This window comes from Serratia sp. CY56464, assembly GCF_052168435.1.
Lineage (GTDB): Bacteria > Pseudomonadota > Gammaproteobacteria > Enterobacterales > Enterobacteriaceae > Serratia > Serratia marcescens.
The window spans coordinates 113,261-129,499 of record NZ_JBJNMV010000006.1 but is presented as its reverse complement, the minus strand read 5'-3'; the positions used below and the strand labels follow the sequence as shown (position 1 = coordinate 129,499).

At 61.3% G+C, this 16,239-nt stretch carries 16 protein-coding genes; 6 read left to right on the top strand and 10 right to left on the bottom strand.

Annotated features, from left to right (window positions below; genetic code table 11):
- Positions 1-85: 85 nt before the first annotated feature.
- The gene (locus tag ACJ8KE_RS21285; RefSeq protein ID WP_016929930.1) at positions 86-1,009 is read left to right on the top strand and encodes a LysR family transcriptional regulator; all 924 of its coding nucleotides are present in this window, start codon (positions 86-88) and stop codon (positions 1,007-1,009) included.
- A gap of 27 nt (positions 1,010-1,036) precedes the next feature.
- On the opposite strand, the gene ACJ8KE_RS21280 is transcribed toward ACJ8KE_RS21285, so the two are convergent.
- Positions 1,037-1,945: a LysR family transcriptional regulator gene (locus tag ACJ8KE_RS21280; protein ID WP_015378928.1), complete on the bottom strand. Its 909-nt coding sequence runs from the start codon at positions 1,943-1,945 to the stop codon at positions 1,037-1,039.
- Between the two features lie 108 nt (positions 1,946-2,053).
- Here ACJ8KE_RS21280 and ACJ8KE_RS21275 point away from each other — a divergent pair, with 108 nt between their 5' ends.
- The gene (locus ACJ8KE_RS21275; protein ID WP_016929931.1) at positions 2,054-2,938 is read left to right on the top strand and encodes an MBL fold metallo-hydrolase; all 885 of its coding nucleotides are present in this window, start codon (positions 2,054-2,056) and stop codon (positions 2,936-2,938) included.
- 68 nt (positions 2,939-3,006) lie between these two features.
- Complete coding sequence (locus tag ACJ8KE_RS21270) at positions 3,007-3,654, top strand: DsbA family protein (protein WP_048324783.1); 648 nt, start codon at positions 3,007-3,009, stop codon at positions 3,652-3,654.
- 28 nt (positions 3,655-3,682) lie between these two features.
- On the opposite strand, the gene ACJ8KE_RS21265 is transcribed toward ACJ8KE_RS21270, so the two are convergent.
- The gene (locus ACJ8KE_RS21265) at positions 3,683-4,390 is read right to left on the bottom strand and encodes a hypothetical protein (RefSeq protein ID WP_033639498.1); all 708 of its coding nucleotides are present in this window, start codon (positions 4,388-4,390) and stop codon (positions 3,683-3,685) included.
- Positions 4,391-4,595: 205 nt separating this feature from the next.
- Here ACJ8KE_RS21265 and ACJ8KE_RS21260 point away from each other — a divergent pair, with 205 nt between their 5' ends.
- Positions 4,596-6,323 carry an ABC transporter ATP-binding protein/permease gene (locus ACJ8KE_RS21260; protein ID WP_028127675.1) on the top strand — a complete coding sequence of 576 codons (1,728 nt, stop codon included), beginning with the start codon at positions 4,596-4,598 and terminating at the stop codon, positions 6,321-6,323.
- Positions 6,324-6,359: 36 nt separating this feature from the next.
- Here the strand turns inward: ACJ8KE_RS21260 and agaF are convergent, their stop codons facing one another.
- Genes agaF through agaR form a run of 6 tightly spaced genes read right to left on the bottom strand, consistent with a single transcriptional unit; the run spans position 6,360 to position 11,040 of the window.
- Positions 6,360-6,794, bottom strand: coding sequence for a PTS galactosamine/N-acetylgalactosamine transporter subunit IIA (gene agaF / locus ACJ8KE_RS21255; protein ID WP_016929935.1), 435 nt, complete (start codon positions 6,792-6,794; stop codon positions 6,360-6,362).
- A 10-nt stretch (positions 6,795-6,804) separates the two neighbouring features.
- Positions 6,805-7,698, bottom strand: a complete 894-nt coding sequence (locus tag ACJ8KE_RS21250) for a PTS system mannose/fructose/sorbose family transporter subunit IID (protein ID WP_016929936.1) — start codon at positions 7,696-7,698, stop codon at positions 6,805-6,807.
- Complete coding sequence (gene agaW / locus ACJ8KE_RS21245; RefSeq protein ID WP_306376935.1) at positions 7,688-8,467, bottom strand: PTS N-acetylgalactosamine transporter subunit IIC; 780 nt, start codon at positions 8,465-8,467, stop codon at positions 7,688-7,690. The genes ACJ8KE_RS21250 and agaW overlap by 11 nt, the downstream gene beginning before the upstream one ends.
- Positions 8,468-8,481: 14 nt before the next feature.
- Positions 8,482-8,958, bottom strand: a complete 477-nt coding sequence (gene agaV, locus ACJ8KE_RS21240) for a PTS N-acetylgalactosamine transporter subunit IIB (protein ID WP_004931808.1) — start codon at positions 8,956-8,958, stop codon at positions 8,482-8,484.
- Between the two features lies 1 nt (position 8,959).
- A complete protein-coding gene (locus ACJ8KE_RS21235) occupies positions 8,960-10,243 on the bottom strand; it encodes a D-tagatose-bisphosphate aldolase, class II, non-catalytic subunit (RefSeq protein WP_016929938.1) in 1,284 nt (427 codons plus the stop codon).
- A 23-nt stretch (positions 10,244-10,266) separates the two neighbouring features.
- Positions 10,267-11,040: a transcriptional repressor AgaR gene (gene agaR, locus ACJ8KE_RS21230; RefSeq protein ID WP_004931804.1), complete on the bottom strand. Its 774-nt coding sequence runs from the start codon at positions 11,038-11,040 to the stop codon at positions 10,267-10,269.
- A 502-nt stretch (positions 11,041-11,542) separates the two neighbouring features.
- On the opposite strand from agaR, the gene ACJ8KE_RS21225 reads away from it, so the two are divergent.
- Positions 11,543-12,763: a CynX/NimT family MFS transporter gene (locus tag ACJ8KE_RS21225; protein ID WP_079450544.1), complete on the top strand. Its 1,221-nt coding sequence runs from the start codon at positions 11,543-11,545 to the stop codon at positions 12,761-12,763.
- A gap of 183 nt (positions 12,764-12,946) precedes the next feature.
- On the opposite strand, the gene ACJ8KE_RS21220 is transcribed toward ACJ8KE_RS21225, so the two are convergent.
- Both ACJ8KE_RS21220 and ACJ8KE_RS21215 read right to left on the bottom strand, forming a co-directional pair.
- Positions 12,947-13,060: a YmiA family putative membrane protein gene (locus ACJ8KE_RS21220; RefSeq protein WP_049232362.1), complete on the bottom strand. Its 114-nt coding sequence runs from the start codon at positions 13,058-13,060 to the stop codon at positions 12,947-12,949.
- Positions 13,061-13,448: 388 nt separating this feature from the next.
- On the bottom strand, positions 13,449-15,101 hold the full coding sequence (locus tag ACJ8KE_RS21215) for a multidrug ABC transporter permease/ATP-binding protein (protein WP_028127677.1): 1,653 nt from the start codon (positions 15,099-15,101) through the stop codon (positions 13,449-13,451).
- 178 nt (positions 15,102-15,279) lie between these two features.
- Between ACJ8KE_RS21215 and ACJ8KE_RS21210 the strand changes: the two genes are divergently transcribed.
- On the top strand, positions 15,280-16,200 hold the full coding sequence (locus ACJ8KE_RS21210) for a LysR family transcriptional regulator (RefSeq protein ID WP_016929942.1): 921 nt from the start codon (positions 15,280-15,282) through the stop codon (positions 16,198-16,200).
- The last annotated feature ends 39 nt before the right edge of the window (positions 16,201-16,239 follow it).

The window sequence follows — 16,239 nt, the reverse complement described above, 5'->3', positions numbered from 1 at the left end:
CACGCTGAATCGAGTGAAAAATATCTATTTAGCCGTAGTCTATTCATTTATGATATGGCTTTCTCTACAGTCGAGCGGCCTCGCCATGCACAGTATCTCTTTGCGGCAGATCGAAATCTTTCGGGCGGTGATGACCACCGGCAACCTGACCGAGGCGGCGGCCCTGCTGCAAACCTCGCAACCGACCGTCAGCCGCGAGCTGGCGCGCTTTGAAAAGCTGATTCGGCTGCAATTGTTCGACCGGGTGCGCGGGCGTTTGTCCCCTACCGTGCAAGGGTTACGGTTGTTCGAAGAGGTGCAACGCTCCTATTACGGCCTCGATCGCATCGTCAACGCCGCCGCCGGCATCCGCCAGTTTCAGCAGGCGCAGCTGTCGATCGTGTGCCTGCCGGTATTTTCCCAATCGCTGCTGCCGGCGGTGTGCCAGCCCTTTATCGAACGTTATCCGGAAGTCAGCTTCAGCGTGATCCCGCAAGAGTCGCCGCTGCTGGAAGAGTGGCTGTCTGCCCAGCGCCACGATCTCGGGCTGACGGAAACCACCCTCACGCCGGCGGGCACCGAACGGGTGACGCTGATGACGTTGAACGAAGTGTGCGTGCTGCCGACGGGCCACCCGCTGCTGGTAAAAGACCAGCTGACGCCGCAGGACTTCGCCGGGCAGAACTTCATCAGCCTGTCGAGCACCGACAGCTATCGTCACTTGCTGGATGCGCTGTTCGCCGAGCAAGGCGTCGAGCGCCGCATGGTGATGGAAACGCACAGTGCGGCGTCAGTGTGCGCCATGGTGAGAGCCGGCGTGGGGGTGTCGATCGTTAACCCGCTGACGGCGCTCGACTATGCCGGCAGCGGCGTGCACGTGCGGCCGTTCAGCATCGACGTGCCGTTCACCGTCAGCCTGATCCGGCCGCTGCACCGCCCTTCATCAGCGCTGGTCACGGCCTTTATCGACCATTTGCATCAGCAGGCGGCACGCTTCTCCGCCCGGCTGGCCGCCGCTGTCAGGCGCTGAAAGCGGCGTGGGAATATTGCCGAGGCCTTAGCGCAGCGTCGCCTGCCACTGCGGATCGGTGGCAAACCACTCCACCAGAAAGTCCAGCATGGTGCGCAAGGTGGCGGGCATCTGGCGACGCGAGGTGTAGATGCCGTAGATGCCCATCGACTGCGGCCGGTAATCCGGCAACAATTCGACCAGTTCGCCGCTGGCCAGCAGCGGGGCCGCCGAATAATAGGGCTGCATGGAAATGCCCGCGCCCTGCACCGTGCCGGCCATCAACACCACCGACTCATTGGCGCTCAGGTTGCCGCTGACCGCCACCGCCGATTTCACGCCCTGAGCATCGAAGTGCCACAGGCTTTTGCCGAAATAGGAGTAGGTCAGGCAGTTGTGCAACGCCAGATCCTGCGGTTGGCGCGGGGTGCCGTGTGCCGCCAGATACGCCGGCGCGGCGCACACCACCGATGCGCAGGTGGACAGCGGACGGGCGATCAGGTTGGGATCCAGCTCGTTGGTGATGCGCAGCGCCAGATCGATGCGCTCTTCCACCAGGTTCACCGCCCGGTTGTTCATCTGCAGATCGACCGCCACCTGCGGGTGACGCTTCAGATACTGAGCGACCGCCCCCACCAACGCCGTTTGCCCGAGCGACTGCGAACAGGTGATGCGCAGCAGGCCGCGCAGTTCGTCGCTCTGCCCTTCCTCCACCAGATCGATTTCCCCCGCCAGCGCCAACATTTGTCGGCAACGTTCCAGAGTACGCTCACCGGCGTCGGTCAGACTAAGCTTACGGGTAGTGCGGTGCAGTAAACGCGCCCCGGCCCATTGCTCCATCTGCGCCAGGTAGCGCGTCACCATCGCACGCGACATCTCCAGCGTTTCCGCGGCGGCGATCATGCTGCCGCGATCGACGATGGTGACAAAAACCTCAGCGGCGGTAATGCGATCCATGATTAGTCCGATTTATGCAACGAATAATTGCTTATTATCCAGTTTTTCTATCGCTTTATGCAACCTAACATCGTTACAACATTAACCGATACCTAAGGACCTCTGCCCATGTTTAAGAAATCACTGTTAACTCTGGCCTTCACCGGCGTCGCCACACTGAGCACTTACGCCACCGCTGCCGATACCCTGACCATGGAAGTGTATAACCCGGGCGAGAAAAGCGTGTTCCCGGTGTCTTCCGAAATCGTCAGCGGCCAACACGAAGTGGCGCTGATTGACGCTCAGTTCCAGCGTAACGATGCCGAAGAGCTGGTGAAAAAGATCAAGGCGACCGGCAAGAAGCTGACCACCGTTTATATCAGCCACTCAGACCCGGATTTCTATTTCGGTCTGGACGTGATTAAGGCGGCCTTCCCGGAGGCGAAAATCATCGCTTCGCCAGGCACCATCAAGGACATCAACGCCACCAAAGACGGCAAAGTCGCCTATTGGGGCCCGATCCTGAAAGACAACGCGCCGAAAACCGTGATCGTGCCACAGCCGCTGCAGGGCGACAGCTTCACCATCGACGGCCAGAAAGTGGAAGTGAAAGGCCTGAACGGCCCGACCCCCGATCGCACCTTCGTCTGGATCCCGGCGCTGAAAGCGGTCGTGGGCGGCGTCGCGGTCGCCGGTGACAATATCCATCCGTGGATCGCCGACAACCAGACCGAGGAATCGCGCCAGCACTGGCAGCAGACGCTGAAAAACATCGAAGCGCTGAAGCCGCAGGTCGTCGTGCCGGGCCACTTCCTGCCAGGCGCCGCGCAAACGCTGGCATCGGTGCACTTTACCCAGAAATACCTGACCACGCTGGAAGCCGAACTGCCGAAGGCCAAGGACTCCGCCGCGCTGATTGAAGCGATGAAAAAGCACTACCCGACGCTGAAAGACGAATCGAGCCTGGAACTGAGCGCAAAAGTGCTGAAAGGCGAGATGAAGTGGCCGCAATAAGCGCCCCTGCGTGATTGAACCAGCCCCGGCGCCGCGGCGAGTTGCCGCGCGCCAAGCGAGGAGTAAAGATGACCGAAACCACGTTACATTACATTTTCGATCCGCTGTGTGGCTGGTGCTATGGCGCCGCGCCGCTGGTGAAAGCGGCTCAGAGCCTCCCCGGGCTGAAGATCGTGCCGCACGCCGGCGGCATGATGACCGGCAACAATCGCCGCCAGATCACCGACGAGTGGCGCAACTATGTCATTCCGCACGACAAACGCATCGCCGAAATGACGGGCCAGCCGTTCGGCGAAGCCTATTTCAACGGCCTACTGCGCGACACCACGGCAGTGATGGATTCCGAACCGCCGATCACCGCTATCCTGGCGGCGGAAAAGCTGTCTGGACGCGGGCTGGACATGTTGCATCGCATTCAGCAGGCGCACTATAAGGAAGGCCGGCGCATCGCCGACACGCCGGTGCTGGAAGCGTTGGCGAAAGAGCTGGGGTTGCCTTCGGCGGCGTTTATCGCCGAAATGCGCTTCAACAGCGGCGCACCGACCGCGCAACACATCGCGGAAAGCCGGGCGCTGCTCGCCAAAGTGCAAGGCCAGGGCTTCCCGACCTTTGCGCTGCAGGACAGCGAAGGCCACCTGCATCTGCTGCCGGCCGGGAACTATCTGGGCAATGTGGAAGCCTGGAAGAACCTGCTGGGCGCCGCCGCGCTGGCGTAACCCTTCTCGCCCCGATCGCCGGGGCGAGTCATTCGACCCGCACGAACCGCCCTTCCGCCCGCACGTTGTGACCGAACCCGCAATCCCCCCGCGTATGCATCTCCAGCGCTTGTTCGCCAAACGCCATCGTCACGTCGCAGACCTGCGCGCTTTCCGCTTCATGCTGGTGGTAGACAGCCTTGCCGTGTTCGATCGGCAGCTCGGCGGTGAAGTCGCCCATGTTCGGCCCGTAATACAGCCCCATCTGCGGCATGGCGTAGCCGGAAAACGCGATCAACCAGCGCTCGCCCTGCGGCTTCACCGCCACTTCGCTCCACACGCCGCGCCCGGCGTATTGCCAATACACGCCGCCCGGCCCCTTGGGCTGCGGCTGCTGCGCCAGGCGTTGGCGCAACAGGCTCATGTTGTGCTGCGATTTGTCGTCGTGCGGCGCCAGCGCCAGATAGGCCTGCGCCTTGAGCAATTCCCCGGCGTGCATCAGCGACAGCGCCACGTTGTTGTAAGCCGTGGCGACAGCCTGCTCGCTCAGGCCGCAAAACTCGCTCCAGGCCGCCTGATCGCGAAAGATGTCGGCGGCTTTGGCGTAATCCTGCCGCTGATAGGCCTTTTTTCCCAGTTCGGCGTAGCTCGCCACCTTTTGACAGTCGGCGGCGATGTCCGGCTCGTCAATGTGCGCCCAGGCCCGGGCGCTGGCGAAGACGCCGCAGGTCAGCAACAGGGGAAACCAAGCCTTCATCGTTTATCCTTTCTGCAAAAATTCGGCGCCAGTATAACCGCCCTGCGCCGGAGTGTATGCCGCAATTGCGCCCGCCAGCGCGCCGCTGACGATTCAGCCGCCTTATTTCAAACGGTTAGCGGAGTCAAAACTGCTTACAGTCGCGGTTTGTTTGTTACCGGCCCGCAGCCCATGCTGAACAAAACACCGCAATTATCGAGCCGTTATGAACGCAACCCCCTTGCAGAAACACGCCGTGTGGCAGTTGATCAAACCCTTTTGGGTGTCTGAGGAGCGATGGCGCGCCTGGATGATGCTAACAGCCATCGTCGTCCTGTCGCTTGGTCTGGTCTATATCAGCGTGCAGATCAACCAGTGGAACCAGGTGTTCTACGATGCGTTGCAGAACAAAAACTACCCGGTGTTCAAGGCGCAGCTGTGGCGCTTCACCTATCTGGCGCTGATCTTCATCGTGCTGGCGGTCTACAAGATCTACCTGACTCAGGGGCTGCAGATGCGCTGGCGGCGCTGGATGACGGAAAAGTTCATGGGAAAATGGCTGGCGCACCAGGCGTATTACCATACCGAGCAGCAGCAGATCGTCGATAACCCCGATCAGCGTATCGCTGAAGATCTCAACGTACTGACTCAATATACCCTGTCACTGTCGCTCGGGCTGCTCTCCAGCCTGGTGACGCTGTTTTCCTTTATCGACATTTTATGGCACGTCAGCGGGCCGATGACCTTCGCGCTCGGTCAACACGCCATCACCTTGCCCGGCTATATGGTGTGGTTCGCGCTGCTGTATGCGGTGCTGGGATCGCTGCTGATCTGGTGGGTCGGCAAACCGCTGGTCATGCTGGGCTTTAACCAGGAGCGGTATGAGGCGAACTTCCGTTTCGGCCTGATCCGCATCCGCGAAAACAACGACGCCATTGCGCTATACCACGGCGAACCGCGCGAGGCGCAACAGTTGGGTGACCGTTTCGACACCATTCGCAGCAACTGGTGGGCGATCATGCGCATCACCCGGCGGCTGAACATCGCCACCAACTTCTACGGCCAGTTCGCCATCGTGTTTCCCCTGCTGGTGGCGGCGCCGCGCTACTTCTCCGGCGCCATTCAGATGGGCGGCCTGATGCAGATCGCCTCGGCCTTCGGCCAGGTGCAGGGTGCGCTGTCGTGGTTTATCGACGCGTTTAACGACTTGGCGACCTGGAAAGCCTGCGTTAACCGTTTGGCCGGCTTCAACGCCGCCGTCGATCAGGTTCACCATCAGCCGCGCGGCATTCAGCTGCGGGAAGAGACCGCCCATCCGTTGACGCTGGATAACCTCAGCCTGAACTTGCCCGACGGCCAACCGCTGCTGGCCGGCGCAGAGATGACGCTGCAACGCGGCGATCGCCTGCTGATCGTCGGCCCTTCCGGCTGCGGCAAGTCGACGCTGCTGCGGGCCATCGCCGGTATCTGGCCTTACGGCGCGGGCGCCATCGGGGTGGCGGCCAACGCCAACACGCTGTTCCTGCCCCAGCGCAGCTACATTCCGATCGGCACGCTGCGCGAGGCGCTGAGCTACCCGAGCCTGGCGTCAGAATACAGCGACGAACAGCTGATGCGGGTGCTGGAAAACTGCCGTCTGAAACACCTGCAGCGCTGGCTGGATACCTCCGCCAACTGGAGCCATCGCCTGTCGCCGGGTGAGCAACAGCGGCTGGCGTTCGCCCGCGCCCTGTTGATTCGCCCGAGCATCCTGTTCCTCGATGAGGCCACCAGCGCGCTGGACGACGAAACCGAGCAACTGATGTACTGCCTGCTGGTGGATGAACTGCCGGACATGACGCTGATCAGCGTAGCGCACCGCAACAGCGTGGCGAAGTACCATCAGACCTGCTGGCGCTTCAGCCGCGGCGAAGACCAACCGGCGCGCCTGGCGCTGAGCCCGTTGCCGGCATAACTCACGAAGCCGGGCGCGGGCGCGCCCGGTTTTCGTTCAGATGCCATCGGCCTGCGCATCTTCGCACTTCACCCGGCGGCGTTCATGCCACAGGCTGGTCAGGCCGCGTTTACCGCACGCCAAAGCCATCTCGCGAAATTCATCCAGATTCAGCCCATCGCGCTCCAGCATCATTTCCGCCGCCAACTGCATGTTGACGCCGGTGAGCACTTCGCAATCGCCCTGCGCATCCGCCAGTTCGCAGGCGCTGCGAAACGGCGAACCGCCGAGCATATCGGTCAGGAACACCACACCGTCCGGCTGCGCAACCGCCGCCAGCGCCGAGCGTAGGGCGTCGTTGAGCTGCGCGGTGCTCATCTGTTCAGGGAAATCGACCGCCGCACAGTGCCGCTGCGGCCCCACCACTTGTTCCACCGCCTGCAACAGCCCGGTGGCAAAGCCGCCGTGGCCGGTAATCACAATGCCTGGCATAGCCCGCTCCTCACAAAATACCGATAAATTTGCCCGCCACACCGATCGCTACGGTGACGCCAATCAGCTTCACCGGCGAGAAACCGCGCTTCATCAGGAAGAAAATGAGCAGCGTGAAGCACAGCGGCAACAAGTTGGGCATCAGCTTGTCCAGCACGTCGGTCTGCAGCGCCACGCTGGCCTTGCCGGCGTGCATCACCAGCGGCGTGGACAGGTGCACATACGAGGCCACCAGCGCGCCGATCACCGTCATGCCGACGATCGACGCGGCGTGAGAAATGCGCCGGGTGTGGGTCTTCAGCAGCGCCAGCGCGCTGGTGCCGGCCTGATAACCGTAGTGCGCCAGCCCAAAACGCAGGCCGAAGTGGAACAGGTTGAACAGCAGCAGGAAGACGATCGGCCCGAACAGGCTGCCCTCCAATGCCAGCGAAGCGCCTATGCCAGCGCAGATCGGCAGCAGCGTCAGCCAAAACAGCGCGTCGCCGATGCCGCCGAGCGGCCCCATCAGCGCCACTTTCACCGCACGAATGGTGGAGATCTTCTCCTTGTTCTGCTCCATCGCCAGCACCAAACCGGACAGGAAGGTGACGTCGAACGGGTGCACGTTGATAAATTCCATGTGCATCTTCATCGAGTTGGCCAGATCCTGCGGGTTGCGGTGGATCTTGCGCAGCCCGGGGATCAACTGATACAGCCAGCCGCCCGCCTGCATGCGCTCGTAGTTGAACGACGCCTGCAACAGCAGCGAACGCCAGGCCATGCGGTTGATGTCGCCGCGCGTCAGCGCTTCGGCGGGCTGGCTGTCCAGATAATCGTCCTGCTCCACCTGGCTGGTGGCCAGCGCCTGCGCCATGCGCTGCTCGGCCTTTTGCGCCAGCAGATCGTCGGAATCGTTAAATGCCATCTTCGGCGTCCTCCTGCGGAGCGGGCCGGGCGGTCGCCTCTGCCGTGCCGCGTTGCGTGTTGAAGAAATCGATCAGGGCGATCGCCAGGGCGCCCAGCGCCACCGCCAGGATCGGCAGCTTGAGAAACGTGACCGAGATGAAACCGAGGATAAAATAGGCCACGTAGGTTTTTTTCATCATCACCTTCATCAGCAGCGAGAAGCCGATCGCCGGCATCATGCCGCCCGCCACCGCCAGCCCGTCCAGCAGCCAGCCCGGCGCCTTCTGCACCATGGCGCTGGCCGCATCGGCGCCGAAGTAAATCGGCAGGAACGCCACCACGAAATAGAAGATGAACAGAATGCTGATGCCCAGGTAATTCACCCGTTCGATGCCGCGCCAGTTCAGCGCTTTCACCATGCGATCGCAGCGGTGCATCATCGGTGAGTACAGCGTAAACAGCAGCGTGATGCAGCCCTGCACCGCAATCGAGAACGGCACCGCCACGCCGATCGCCACTTTAGGGTCGGCCTTGGTCAGAATGGCGAACGCGGTGCCGATCACTCCGCCGATCACCACGTTCGGCGGTTGGGCGCCCGCCAGCGGCACCATGCCCATCCACACCAGCTCCAACGTGCCGCCCACCAGCAACCCGGTGTAGATGTCGCCCAAAATCAGCCCCACCAGCGGCCCCATCACCACCGGCCGGTGGAAATGGGTCAGACCGTCGAACAGGTCAACCCCGGCCAATCCGGCCAACAACGCAATCAATAGCGCATCCGTCAACATGCTTCCCCCCTGGCTCAAAAGAGCAGTTTGCCGATCGCCTCGCCCGCTTCATCCGGCACCCGGCGCACTTCGCACTCCACGCCCAGTTCCGCCAGCGCGCGGAACGCGGCCACGTCGCCGTCGTCCAGCGACACCGTTTTGTGCACCTGCCGCTTCCCCTCGGCGAAGTGCATGTTGCCGACGTTGACGAAACGGATCGGCACCCCGCCGCGCACCAGCGTCAATACATCCTGCGGCGTTTTGCACACCAGGAAGATCTTCTGCCGATCCGCCGCCTTGTGGATCACGTCGATGGTTTTCTGCAGCGTGAAATAACGGGTCTGCACCCCTTCCGCCACCACCATGTCCATCAGGTTCTGCTGCACCGGATCGGCGGCGGCCTCGTCGTTGGCCACCACCACCAGGTTGGCGCCGAGGGTATTGGTCCAGGTCACGCCCACCTGGCCGTGCACCAGACGATTGTCGATGCGAGTCATTAAAATGTTCGGCATGTCAGCGGCCCTCCGGGTAACAGGCGGCGTGGTAATCGTCGAGCACCTGCGTCACTTTATGCAGCACCCACTCCTGCGGATCGGCGCTCAATTCGCCGGCGTTCAGCGCCCGCGCCTGATCCGGCAGGTACTGGCTGAGCAGCGCCAGCGGCGCCGGGCTGCGGCGCAGGTTGTCCAGCAAACCGTCGACCGCCTGCTGCACCTGCGGCTGCGGCCAGTAGTAACGCACCCGATCGCTCAGGCTGTAGTGGCGATCGAGATACTGTTGGTGCGGCGTGCCGTGGTAATAGCGGCTCCACTGCTGCGGCTGCTCGCGCATCACCTGCTCCAGCGTGGCGCACAGCTGCGCCGACTGGCGTTCCCCCAGCCATTCGCGTTCGATGCGATCGAGGGCGAACAGCGCTTCGCGCAGCGCGAAGGTCAGCGCCGGCCCCACCTTCAGGATGGCGAAGTGATCGCGCACCAGTTGGCGGTAGGCCTGCGGCGGTTGGTAATCCGTAGAGTGCGCTTCATAGATCATGCCCGGCTGCCGTTCGATGAAATGGCTCAATGCGTCGGCGCGCTGCGGTTGGTAATGCTCAACGCTGTGGTGATCGAACTCGACGCCCGGCTGCACCACCAGCGCGATAGTTCGCTGCCAGGCATCGTTCAGCTCGGCTTTTTGCCAGGCGATACGATGCGTTTCCAGCGTTTGCGCCACCGCCTGCGGCGTGGTGACCTGCAGACCCGCCAGCGCCTCCTGCGCGCCGCCCGGCACCGGCACCTCGGTGCCGATCACATAGACCGGCGCTTCGCCGCCGCTCTGCGCCCAGGCGCGTTCCGCCACCGCGCACAAACGCGCCGCCCGCTCGGCAACCGTGGCATCCCCCAGGGGCGAGGGATCATCGGCGCACGACATGGAACAATCGAGGTGAATTTTGCGAAATCCGGCGCGAACGTAATCGTCTATCAAGATTTCCGCCAGCGCCATCGCTTCCTGAGCCGGGCGATCTTGCCAGGCGTTTGGCCCCAGATGATCGCCACCCAGCCACACGCGCTCGCGCGCCAGGCCTACTTCATCCGCCAGACGCCACAACCCATCGCGGAACTGGGCCGCCGTTTGGCCGGTATAGCCGCCGAATTGATTGACCTGGTTGGACGTCGCCTCCACCAACACCGGCGTACCGCGGGCTTTGGCCTGCCGCAGCGCGGCCTTCAGAACCCAGGGATGGGCGGAACAGACGGAAAAGATCCCGACCGGCATACCGGCCTTGTGCTGCTCGACAAGCTGTAACAACTGCTGCATGAAGCCCCCATGCAGGCGCCCTGCTACCGATCGGCGATGATGACCTCCACGCCCAGCTCGGTTAACGCCCGCTCGTAATCGTCCGGAAGACGGCTGTCGGTGATCAGCCGATGGATTTGTCCGGCTTCGCGAATCATGCAAAAGCTCTTGCGACCAAATTTGCTGGCATCCGCCACCGCGATAATCTCGCGCGCCACCTCGCACATCACGCGATTGAGGTGCGCTTCACCGGGGTGAGGCGTGGTGATGCCGGCGCTCAGATCGAACCCGTCGACGCCCAAAAACAGCTTGTCGAAGCGGTACTGACGCAATTGCTGCTCGGCAGCCGGACCGTAGAGCGAGTAAGAGTTGCGGCGCACGCTGCCCCCCAGCACCATGACTTCCACCCCGTCGTTTCCCGAAAGCTCGTAGGCAATGTTCAGCGCATTGGTCATCACCACCAGATCGCGCCGCCCCTTCAGGAACGGCACGATCTGCGCGGTGGTTGAACCGGAATCGAGGATCAGCGCATCGCCGTCGCGCACATAGCCGGCCGCCGCGTTGGCGATCAGCGTTTTGACGTCGCGATTCAACCGCCCTTTGTCCCGCAGCGGCCGATCGAAAGCGAATTGCTGATTGAGCATCGCGCCGCCGTAAGCGCGCAGCGCACACCCTTTTCGTTCCAGAAAGCGCAGATCGTTGCGGATCGTCACCGTGGATACCGCAAACTGTTTGCTGAGCTGTTCCACGCGCACGCTGCCGTGCTCGCATAACAGATCGATAATGTGTTCACGTCGCTTTGCGGTATTCACTGGCATGAGCTGCGGTCCTCAGGTTTCCGGCATCGCCGGGGAGAAGATGGCTTTCGCTCTACTGCGCTCGCATTACAGCAAAGCGAAAGCAATGAAATTGTGATCGGGATTACAGCCCCGTTTTAGCAAAAAAACCGCCAAAAAACCTTTCGAATCGAAACGGATCGAAAAGCCCAAAAGCGGAAGGGGGAAAAAGTGAAATGCCATGACGGGCGATACCCCCGGAGCGCTGAGGCGTGGGCTGCACGGAAAGCGAAAGCGGCGCATGGTGCGCTCCGCGCCATGACTTTTAGTTCACTCAGTGACCAAGATCACATAATGGCAATTATCCGGCGGCCGGCGGGGATTAACCGCCGCCATCCCGCCGGGCCGTACCCTTGTCAGCACGAGCCATCTTCCCTACACTGGCGATCGGATACCGTCGATTTTCGGTACGTAAGCGTTAACGTCAATCAACGCATCACGCCATGCAGCACTGATTGACTGCATGCCTTGGTGCGAGGAACCCATGCCGCAACCCGCTTCACCCCCAGCGTCCACCGCGACCCCGCGTCGCCAGTTACACCGCCCTATTCTGCTTATCGTCGGCATTATGCTGATCGCGGCCAATTTGCGCGCCGCCCTGACCAGCGTCGGCCCGCTGCTGGAGCAGATCCAGCAACAGCTGGCGTTATCCGCCACCGCCGCCGGCCTGATCAATTCGCTGCCGCTGATCCTGTTCGCCATCCTCTCGCCGTTGACCCCGGCGCTGGCGAAACGCATCGGTATTGAGCGCACCCTGGGCCTCGCCCTCGCGCTGCTGATCTGCGGCATCGCCCTGCGCTCCCTGCCGCAAGACGCCATGCTATGGCCGGGCAGCATCCTGATCGGCGCCGCCATCGCCTTCGCCAACGTAGTGCTACCGACGCTGGTGAAAAGAGATTTCCCACATCGCGCCGCCGCGATGATCGCCGCCTATGCGGCGGTGATGTCGCTGGTTGCCGCCATCGCTTCCGGTCTGGCCGTGCCGCTGGCTTCGCTGGCCGACCTTGGCTGGCGGTTCTCCTTATTATGCTGGGGCTTGCCTGCGCTGTTGGCGCTGCTGGTGTGGTTGCCGCAACTGCGGCGCTCCGCCACTCCCGCCACTAGAGAGCCGCAGCCGACGGAGCCGCAACGCTATCGCTCTCCCTGGGGCAGCGCGCTGGGCTGGCAAGTGGCGATGTTCATGGGGCTGCAATCGATCGCCTTCTACACCATCATCGGCTGGTTCAGCGCTTTTGCCGCCAGCCACGGCACCTCCGCTCAGCAGGCGGGTTTCGAACTGTTCGTTTACCAGGTGGTGGCGATCGTCGCCAACTTTGTCATGGTGGTGATTTTGCCGCGGGCGCGCGATCAGCGGGCGATAGCGTTGGGCAGCTCGCTGCTGATCTTCATCGGCGTCGGGGGATTATTGGTGCAACCCGCCAGTTCACTGGTGTGGCTGACGTTTGCCGGGTTGGGGGCGGGGAGTTCGCTGGTGCTGGCGCTGTCGTTCTTTGGATTGCGCAGTCAGCATCATCATCAGGCGACGCTGCTGTCGGGTATGGCGCAATCCGTCGGTTATCTGTTGGCGGCGCTGGGGCCCACCCTATTCGGCCTGCTGCACGATCTGACGGAAGGCTGGCGCTTGCCGTTGATCGCCCTGCTGGGCCTGACCGTCTTGCAAATGCTGTTCGGCGCGCTGGCCGGCCGCAGCCGCGTGATCAGCTAACGCTGCGGCGCAATGGGGGCCGCGCCGGCTCAGAGTCGGTGTCCTGCCATAAATCTTCAATAAAGGCGCGCTGCTCATCGCTCAGCACCCATGACGGCGGAATTTTGGACTGTGCGCGACGCTCAGCGCCCTCACGGTTTTTAGCCTGCTTTTTGTTCACGAATCGCCTTCCTGCTTAACCTGCTAACTCAGTAACCAATAAATCACGGCGGCGGTTAACAGCCAGAACAGCCCGCTACCGATAAACACACACAGCCATGCTCTACGTTTGATATCAGATCCATCCTTGCTCACCACAGCGCCCTCAACCAATAGATTAAACCATTCAAACCACAATTATCGATCTGTTTTAACGATCGATAAAGTCGTTTTTTCCTATGGAAATTTAAAAAACAGCTGCTAGCCATAGACCTGCATCACCGCCTCAGTAAGAACGGCACCGTGGATATCACTGTTATCGGCAGGCGATAACTTGAATTGATAGGCGAACGAACGTGCAGTGTGCCATATCTTTAAAGGTCAAAATTAAACCACTGGTAAATAATTCAACTATCAATTACTTGACTGGCCATAAGCCAAATCGGCAACAGACAGCGCTGAAGGTGGGGGATAAAATGAAGCGACGTACTGGGATCATGCGGAGAGAAGCACCGGCCCGCTTTAGTCTCGCTCGGGCCGGTGTGAGTTAACCGATTCTGCTGACGGAATCCCGGCTGGCGTGTTCACGCTCGCTGCCGGTCAGCTCACGTAAATGACCCGAGCGCATCTCAAGCAGCCGATCGGCGTGTTCGAAATAGTGATCGTCATGGCTGATGGCAAACACCGTTTTGCCCAGCGCGCGCAGTTCTGGCAACAGCTCGCGATAGAAAATGCGCCGGAATTGCGGATCCTGATCCGCGGCCCATTCATCCAACAGCAAGATATCGCGCTGTTCCGCCACGGCCAGCAGCAAAGCCAGACGCTTGCGCTGCCCCTGCGACAGTTGCGGGTTGGTCACCCTGGCGCCGTCGAACTGCAGTTTGCTTTTCATATTCAACCGCTCGAGCCAGCCGGCGACCAGTTCCGCATCGGGCTCGCCGCCTTCCGGCCCTTGCAAACGATCGAACTGATGAAAATCGGTGAAAATCGCCGAAAACAGCCGACGATAGCCCGGCATATCCGCCGCGGTCTGTGCGACGCCATCCAGAACGATGTGCCCGCTCACCGGCCGGTACAACCCGGTCAACAGCATCGCCAGCGTTGACTTGCCGCTGCCGTTGCCGCCGATCAAAAAGACCAGCTCGCCACGCCGCAGCGTCAGATTAAGCGGCCCGACGGCAAAACCGGGCTGTTGCGCCGTATCGGCATAGTGAAAAACCACGTCGCGCAGCTCCAGCGTCTGCCAGGAACGGCCTGCGGCGGCAGGAAACGCCGGTTGGTACTCGGCCAGGCGCAGCGTCTTCAGCTTGTTGAAGGCGACTTCGGCGCTGACCAGCGTCGGAAACGCCCCGACCGCCTGCAGTAATGGCGTGCGCAAGAACAGCAGCGTCAGGGAATACGTGGCGGCCACCGCCGAGTCCGCCCATCCCAGGCTGTTAGCCATAAAGAACACCAGTCCGATCGCCCCCAACATCATGATATTTGACCAGTTGAGCGCACTCAAATGGAAGGTATCGGCGCGAATGATATGGTGGCGGTAAGCTTGCGCATCGGGTTGATAGGTCTGTTCGTACAGCGCCTGCGCTCGCTTGCGGTTTAACGTCAGTTCCTTGCGACCGTCAATCACCGATTCGTAATGATGATAGAGGCGCTCTTCCGACTCGCGCAAACTGGCCATATGGCGATAAACCCGCGAGACCAGGCAGCCGCTGCCCACCACGGTGACGGCGACCCACACCGCCGTCACCGCCAGCATTTTCGGCGATAGCCACCCCAGATAGGCCGCCGACCCCAGGGTTAAAATCACCCCTTGCACCAGTTCGGGCAAGCGCACGAAGGCGACGGTGATATTGCGGACATCGCTGGAGAGGCTGGCCAACAATGAGGCGCTGCCTAACTGTTCAAGGCGTTCAATATCGGTATCCAGGATGCGTTTCACTAACTGCCCGCGCAGGCGGTAGACGAAGTAATGGCCCAATGTCGTCAGCGCCAATTGCGATCCCAGCGTGACCGCCATCAGCAATGCCAGCAGGGCGAGAAACATCGGCAGCACAGCCAATGCATCGCCGCCGGCGTCCATCAGGTATTGATTGATAAACGCAATGATACCGATGCCCAAGCCGGCGCTGGTCATGGTCAATGCCATAACCGCCAGAAATGGCCAACGATACTGGTGATAAACCACCCGTAGCAGTTCCATGAAAAAACCTCTGAAGTCGCGATCTGGCAGGCATTGTAAGCGGCGCGAGAATGAGATCAAGACGAATTCTCATTGCTCGCGCAGCCTCTGATTTCGACGCCAAGGGCATTTTGATGATTGCTTATTGAAACGAGAGACTTACACTGGCGCCACTTGCCGCTGAAGGGAACAGCCGATTATGCTCGCGACTCACGAATACGCCAACGACCTGATTCTGTTTGCCCTGATTGTCGACTGCGGCTCGTTCAGCAAAGCCGCGGAGAGCGCCGGCATCACCAGCTCGGTGGTCAGCAAACGCATCGGGCGGTTGGAAAAATCGCTGGGCGCCCGCCTGTTGTACCGCACCACCCGCAGCCTGACGCTGACCGAAAGCGGCCAGGCGCTCTACCAGCAGGCCAAAGAGATCGGCGCCAAAGTGCAGGAGGCGCTGTACGCCGTCAGCGAAAAGAGCGAAGAGTTGACCGGCACCATCCGCATGTCGGTGCCGACCATTTCGGGCGAGCTGCTGCTGAGCGAAAGCGTGGCGGAATTTTGCGCCCTGCATCCCAGCCTGAAGGTCGAAATGCGGCTGGAAAACCGCTTCGTCGATCTGGTGGAAGAAGGCATCGATCTGGCGATCCGTACCGGGACCATGCCGGACTCCAGCCTGATTGCCCGGCCGATCTTCGATTCCCGCTGGGTGATCGTCTGCTCGCCGGGCTACCTGGAAAGCCACCCGGAACCGCGCAGCGCCGACGATCTGCTGAGCCACAACTGCCTGACCTACACCTACCAAGAGAGCGGCACCGCCAACTGGCTGATGAAGCGGCCGGGGCGCAACGACATCTACGAGCTGCAGGTTAACGGCAACCTGTCGGCCAACAATGCGCGGGCGATCCGCAAAGCGGTGATCGGCGGCCACGGCATCGCCATGGTGCCGCGCTGCATGGTGTATGAAGATTTGCAGGACGGTAAACTGACGGAGATCCTGGCCGGCCACTGCGGCAAAGTGCTGGGCATTTACGCCGTTTATCCTTACACCCGCAATCTGCCGTTAAAAACCCGTCTGCTGATCGAACATATCATCGGTTCCTACCAAAATATCAGCCATTATTTTTGAGTTTTCCTCTCGGATTATTTCCCCGCTACCGCAAAAGAC

Excerpts from the sequence above, each read along its gene's own strand:
- agaF (WP_016929935.1), bottom strand. The coding sequence starts at position 6,794 with ATGCCAGGCATTGTGATTACCGGCCACGGCGGCTTTGCCACCGGGCTG.
- agaV (WP_004931808.1), bottom strand. The coding sequence starts at position 8,958 with ATGCCGAACATTTTAATGACTCGCATCGACAATCGTCTGGTGCACGGC.
- ACJ8KE_RS21285 (WP_016929930.1), top strand. The coding sequence starts at position 86 with ATGCACAGTATCTCTTTGCGGCAGATCGAAATCTTTCGGGCGGTGATG.
- ACJ8KE_RS21235 (WP_016929938.1), bottom strand. The coding sequence starts at position 10,243 with ATGCAGCAGTTGTTACAGCTTGTCGAGCAGCACAAGGCCGGTATGCCG.
- ACJ8KE_RS21225 (WP_079450544.1), top strand. The coding sequence starts at position 11,543 with ATGCCGCAACCCGCTTCACCCCCAGCGTCCACCGCGACCCCGCGTCGC.
- ACJ8KE_RS21260 (WP_028127675.1), top strand. The coding sequence starts at position 4,596 with ATGAACGCAACCCCCTTGCAGAAACACGCCGTGTGGCAGTTGATCAAA.
- agaW (WP_306376935.1), bottom strand. The coding sequence starts at position 8,467 with ATGTTGACGGATGCGCTATTGATTGCGTTGTTGGCCGGATTGGCCGGG.
- ACJ8KE_RS21210 (WP_016929942.1), top strand. The coding sequence starts at position 15,280 with ATGCTCGCGACTCACGAATACGCCAACGACCTGATTCTGTTTGCCCTG.
- ACJ8KE_RS21275 (WP_016929931.1), top strand. The coding sequence starts at position 2,054 with ATGTTTAAGAAATCACTGTTAACTCTGGCCTTCACCGGCGTCGCCACA.
- ACJ8KE_RS21270 (WP_048324783.1), top strand. The coding sequence starts at position 3,007 with ATGACCGAAACCACGTTACATTACATTTTCGATCCGCTGTGTGGCTGG.
- ACJ8KE_RS21265 (WP_033639498.1), bottom strand. The coding sequence starts at position 4,390 with ATGAAGGCTTGGTTTCCCCTGTTGCTGACCTGCGGCGTCTTCGCCAGC.
- ACJ8KE_RS21280 (WP_015378928.1), bottom strand. The coding sequence starts at position 1,945 with ATGGATCGCATTACCGCCGCTGAGGTTTTTGTCACCATCGTCGATCGC.
- ACJ8KE_RS21215 (WP_028127677.1), bottom strand. The coding sequence starts at position 15,101 with ATGGAACTGCTACGGGTGGTTTATCACCAGTATCGTTGGCCATTTCTG.
- ACJ8KE_RS21250 (WP_016929936.1), bottom strand. The coding sequence starts at position 7,698 with ATGGCATTTAACGATTCCGACGATCTGCTGGCGCAAAAGGCCGAGCAG.
- agaR (WP_004931804.1), bottom strand. The coding sequence starts at position 11,040 with ATGCCAGTGAATACCGCAAAGCGACGTGAACACATTATCGATCTGTTA.